Consider the following 4,827-nt stretch of genomic DNA (forward strand, 5'->3'; position numbering starts at 1 on the left):
TTTCCGCCATCTGCAACAAGCTCACTGGCAACCTGTTTGGCCAAATCGATATTCAATTCCAGAATATGCACTGTGGCACCCTGCTTTGCGAAAGTCCGTGAAATGGCTAACCCGATACCGCTCGCGCCACCAGTTACCAGCGCTGTTTTTCCACTTAAATCAAACATGCATTTAGTATTAGTATAAAAGAAAAAGGTCTTTTTTAAAGAGATATACCCTGAATTGCTGTTTTTTGGATCAAATCTGTGATCAGAGCGACACTCCTCTTTTCCAGGGAATGAAATCATCCTGACCAAGTTGCTGCGCCTTGGTAAGCTCTCCGCTGGCTACGCTGATGACGTATTCCAGCAATGCTTCTGCATTCTGCTCGATCGTTTGCGTTCCATCTACAACAGGTCCACAGTCAAAGTCGATCACATCCGGCATTCTGTTGGCAAGAGCCGAGTTCGTCGCCACCTTTGCCACCGGACAGATCGGGTTACCTGTCGGTGTTCCCAGTCCGGTTGTGAAAAGGATGATATTCGCGCCGGCCGCAGTTTGTCCCGTGGTTGCTTCCACGTCATTACCAGGTGTACAAACCAGCTGCAAGCCCGATTCCGTAGCCCTTTCGGTATAATTTAAAACATCAGAAATAAATGCATTTCCGCCTTTCCGCGCCGCGCCAGCAGATTTGATCGCGTCGGTAATCAGTCCGTCTTTGATATTTCCGGGTGAAGGATTGAATGCGAATGCGGAACCGACTGCCTCGGCTTTGCCCGCATAGTCGCGCATTAACTTTTCAAATTTGGCTGCTTTTTCTTCCGTCACGCAGCGATTGAGCAGCTCCTGCTCTACCCCATTCAGCTCCGGAAATTCAGCCAGTAAAGTTTGTCCATTTAAACCGACAACCAGGTCGGACAAATGTCCGAGCACGGGGTTCGCCGAGATACCAGAAAATCCATCTGAGCCGCCACATTTCAGCCCAACAGAAAGTTTCGACAATGGTGCAGGCGACCTTTCGAATTCATTGATTTTGGTCAAACCCATAAAAGTCTCCTTAATAGCACCCGACATGAGCGAGTACTCGGTCCCTTTCTGGTGTTCGAATGCAAAAAATGGTTTGTTGAAATGCGGGTCACGTTTTTTGATCTCATCTTCCAGCGTTTTCAGCTCCGAGTTCTGGCAGCCGAGGCTCAGAACGGTGATCCCTGCCACATTCGGGTGCACTGCGTAAGCTGCAAAAAGTGCGCACAATGTATTGGCATCAAAGCGGGTACCGCCGCAGCCGCCTTCGTGGGTAAGGAACTTCACGCCATCCACATTGGCAAATGGTCGCTCCGGCTTTTTCTTGGCTTGCACCGGCGCATCCACGAACGTTTCCAGATTTTTGATCCTGCGCATATCGCCCGCCTGGTACAAATGCAGGAACTCTCTTACCTGGTCTCTGTAAATGTCAGTTTGCGCGTAGCCCAGCTCCCGCTCAAATGCATCTTTCATGATCAGCACATTGCGGTTTTCACAAAAAACCAGCGGCAGCACGAGCCAGTAATTATAGGTACCTACGCGCCCGTCTTCCCGGTGATAACCATTAAAAGTACGGTTTACCCACTTGCTCGTATCAGGTTGTATATATGAATAAGGCTGACGCTTGGCGGTACTGTAATCGTGCGCGTCGTGTTTGAGGTTAAAAGTTGTAATCGGTTCTCCCTTTTTGATCGGCTGTGTAGCGCGACCTACCAGCACGCCGTACATAATGATAGCGCCGCCTGTTTCTATATCTTCCGTTACAAACTTATGCTTGGCCGAAACCCCGTATTGCAACCCGTAATCGGCACCGTCCCAATTCACCTGAGCCCCGGCCGGCAAATCGCGGAGAGCAACTATAACATTGTCAGAAGGATGTATTTTCAAAAGCTGTGAAGCCATAATTTAACGATTATTAATACAGATCAGGATGGTGGATGATATTGAAATCTTGAAACAAAACAACATAATATATCAATATCAGAAATGAATATCGTAGCAAATTATTCAACTATATTGGCATATATTTCTTATTTAAGGATTAATCCTGTAATAATTTATGAAACCGCAGCTGCTCAAAGTACCCAAAGGTTTGCAAAAATCTTTCAGCATCCGGCAGGACGTGGTACTCTACTTTTACAACCGCTGGCATTATCACCCGGAGCTTGAACTGATCCACATTGAACAAGGCTCTGGAACCCAGTTTGTCGGTGATAATATCAGCAGCTTCCAGAATGGCGACCTGCTACTGATCGGTCCAAACCTGCCGCATTACTGGCGGTGTGATGAAAAGTATTTTGATCGTGAAAGCCAGCTATACGCACAAGCTACCGTATTACACTTCTCAGAGGATATCTTTGGCAAATCCTTTCTTGAACTCCCTGAAAACAAGTCCATTTCAGAACTGCTTGTAAAAGCCAGGTTAGGTATGAAAATCTCAGGCGCGGGAACGCAGACTGTCAAAAAGCTACTGAAAGATCTGTTAAATCAAACTAATGGAAACTCCATTATCTCACTGCTGCAAATCCTCGAAAGTTTGTCGCATTGCACCGGCGTGGAATTGCTGACGGACACACCCAATCTTCATGAATACGATCCGTTTGACACGGACAGGATCAATCACATTTACCAATATTCTCTCAGTAACTTCCAAAAGAAAATATCCATTGAGGAGATATCGGAAGTAGCGAATATCAGTCCGCATTCATTTTGCCGGTATTTTAAAAGTCGCAGCCGCAAAACATACTCGCAGTTTTTACTCGAACTGCGCATTGGTCACGCCTGCAAGCTGCTTTCCGAAGCCAAGCTGCCCATTGCCCAGGTATGTTTCGAAAGCGGGTTTAACAACTTTGCCAATTTCAATAAGTACTTTAAGCTGCATACCGGAAAAAGTCCGATGCACTATCAGAAAGAATTCAGGAAGATCCCGATTTCTGGTCACCTTAACAATCTCAATCCCGCATGATGAAAGTCAATATTGTTGATATACAAGAGAAATCAATTTACGCCGCCGAATTGGAAATCGCAGACGGCAAAATTGTCCGCATTGCAAACGCAGGTGAAGAAAATCCTGCCTTGCCTTACGCCTTGCCGGGTTTCATCGATGCACACGTACATATAGAAAGCTCCATGCTTACGCCCGCGCAATTTGCCAGGCTGGCGGTTGTGCATGGTACCGTGGCTACGGTTTCTGACCCGCACGAAATTGCCAATGTACTTGGGCTGCCCGGCGTCAATTTTATGATTGAAGACGGCAAGCGGGTACCATTCAAGTTTTGTTTCGGCGCACCTTCCTGCGTTCCGGCAACTGCTTTTGAAACAGCCGGCGCGACAATAGACGCGGCGCAGGTAGGTGAGCTGCTGGCCAAACCTGAAATCGGCTACCTGGCGGAAGTAATGAATTTTCCGGGCGTATTGAATGAAGATCCCGATATGATGCAGAAAATCGCCTGGGCGAAGCATTATAATAAGGTAGTAGACGGTCACGCGCCCGGACTGCGGGGAGAAGCTGCCAGAAAGTATGCCTCAAACGGGATCAGCACTGACCATGAATGCTTTACGTATGAGGAGGCCCGTGAGAAAATCGATTATGGTGTCAAAATCCTGATCCGCGAAGGAAGTGCGGCGCGTAACTTTGACGCATTGATCCCGCTCGTCGGCGACTTCCCGGAATTCATGATGTTTTGCTCGGACGACAAGCATCCCGACAACCTGGTTGAGGGACATATTAATGTACTCGTCAAACGCGCACTTGCGCTTGGCTACAATTTGTGGGATGTACTGCTCGCCGCTTGTATCAATCCCGTGCTGCATTACAACCTGCCGGTCGGCTTGCTAAAAGTTGGCGATCCTGCTGATATGATCCTGGTAAATAATCTGACTGACTTCCGGATTCTCGAAACGAGGATCAATGGAGAAATTGTGGCTGAAAATGTCAAGACGCTGATTCCGGACCTGAGAAGCGCGCACCCAAACCATTTTGAATGCAGCTTTAAAAATGCAGAGGAATTTGGCTTACACACAGACAGCAAAGAAAACGAAACCGGAGTAAGGGTAATTGAGGTGTATGATGGTCAGTTGATTACCGGTGAATTGAACGCGGCAGTAAAGGTGGAAAACGGACAAATTGCAGTTGATATTGATAAGGATATCCTGAAAATAGCTGTGGTAAACCGCTACACGGACACCAAACCGGCCGTCGCATTGATCCGGAACTTTGGCCTTAAATCCGGCGCTATCGCCTCTTCTGTTGCCCACGACTCACACAACATTATCGCTGTGGGTACCAGTGACGAGGCAATTGCGAAAGCGGTAAACCTGATCATCAATGCAAAAGGCGGCGTATCTGCTGTCGGAGCTGGGGAAGAGCAGTTGCTTGCATTGCCAATTGCGGGACTGATGAGCGACGAGGATGGTTACAAAGTAGCGGCTGCCTATACTGAAATCGATCGATTTGTAAAAGACCAGGTGAAATCAACCTTGAAATCGCCATTTATGAGCTTGTCCTTTATGGCGCTACTTGTGATACCTGCATTGAAATTGAGCGATAAAGGCCTTTTTGATGGTAAAAACTTCCATTTTGTACCATTAAGTACGCAATAAGTTACATAAATCAAGAAATAGCAACATTAAACTTTGAAATATAATTTTCTCGCGAAAATATTTTTTAAATACGTTTTTTTATAAATATATTTACAAGTGTTATAATGACCCTTATTATTACATCTCAATTCCTAACCCCAATCAAAATCCTTTCCAAACAATGGCTCACCTACGCTACAAGCAAGAAGAAGAACTCTGTTTTTGGGATCAATTCAGAAAAGG

4 protein-coding genes are annotated in these 4,827 nt (G+C 46.5%); 2 read left to right on the forward strand and 2 right to left on the reverse strand.

Features of this window, described 5'->3' with window-relative positions:
* Positions 1-167: SDR family NAD(P)-dependent oxidoreductase (locus tag ACTIE6_RS17675; protein WP_439557903.1), on the reverse strand; the 167-nt coding region annotated here is incomplete at its 3' end.
* A gap of 82 nt (positions 168-249) precedes the next feature.
* Positions 250-1,905, reverse strand: coding sequence for a UxaA family hydrolase (locus ACTIE6_RS17680; protein ID WP_439557900.1), 1,656 nt, complete (start codon positions 1,903-1,905; stop codon positions 250-252).
* A 157-nt stretch (positions 1,906-2,062) separates the two neighbouring features.
* Between ACTIE6_RS17680 and ACTIE6_RS17685 the strand changes: the two genes are divergently transcribed.
* Both ACTIE6_RS17685 and ade read left to right on the forward strand, forming a co-directional pair.
* A complete protein-coding gene (locus ACTIE6_RS17685) occupies positions 2,063-2,968 on the forward strand; it encodes an AraC family transcriptional regulator (protein WP_439557901.1) in 906 nt (301 codons plus the stop codon).
* Positions 2,965-4,605 (forward strand): adenine deaminase, encoded by a 1,641-nt coding sequence (gene ade / locus ACTIE6_RS17690; protein ID WP_439557902.1) that lies wholly within the window; start codon positions 2,965-2,967, stop codon positions 4,603-4,605. Before ACTIE6_RS17685 ends, ade begins: the two co-directional genes overlap by 4 nt.
* Positions 4,606-4,827: the final 222 nt, after the last annotated feature.

The organism is Dyadobacter sp. (assembly GCF_051859145.1).
Taxonomy (GTDB): Bacteria; Bacteroidota; Bacteroidia; order Cytophagales; family Spirosomataceae; genus Dyadobacter.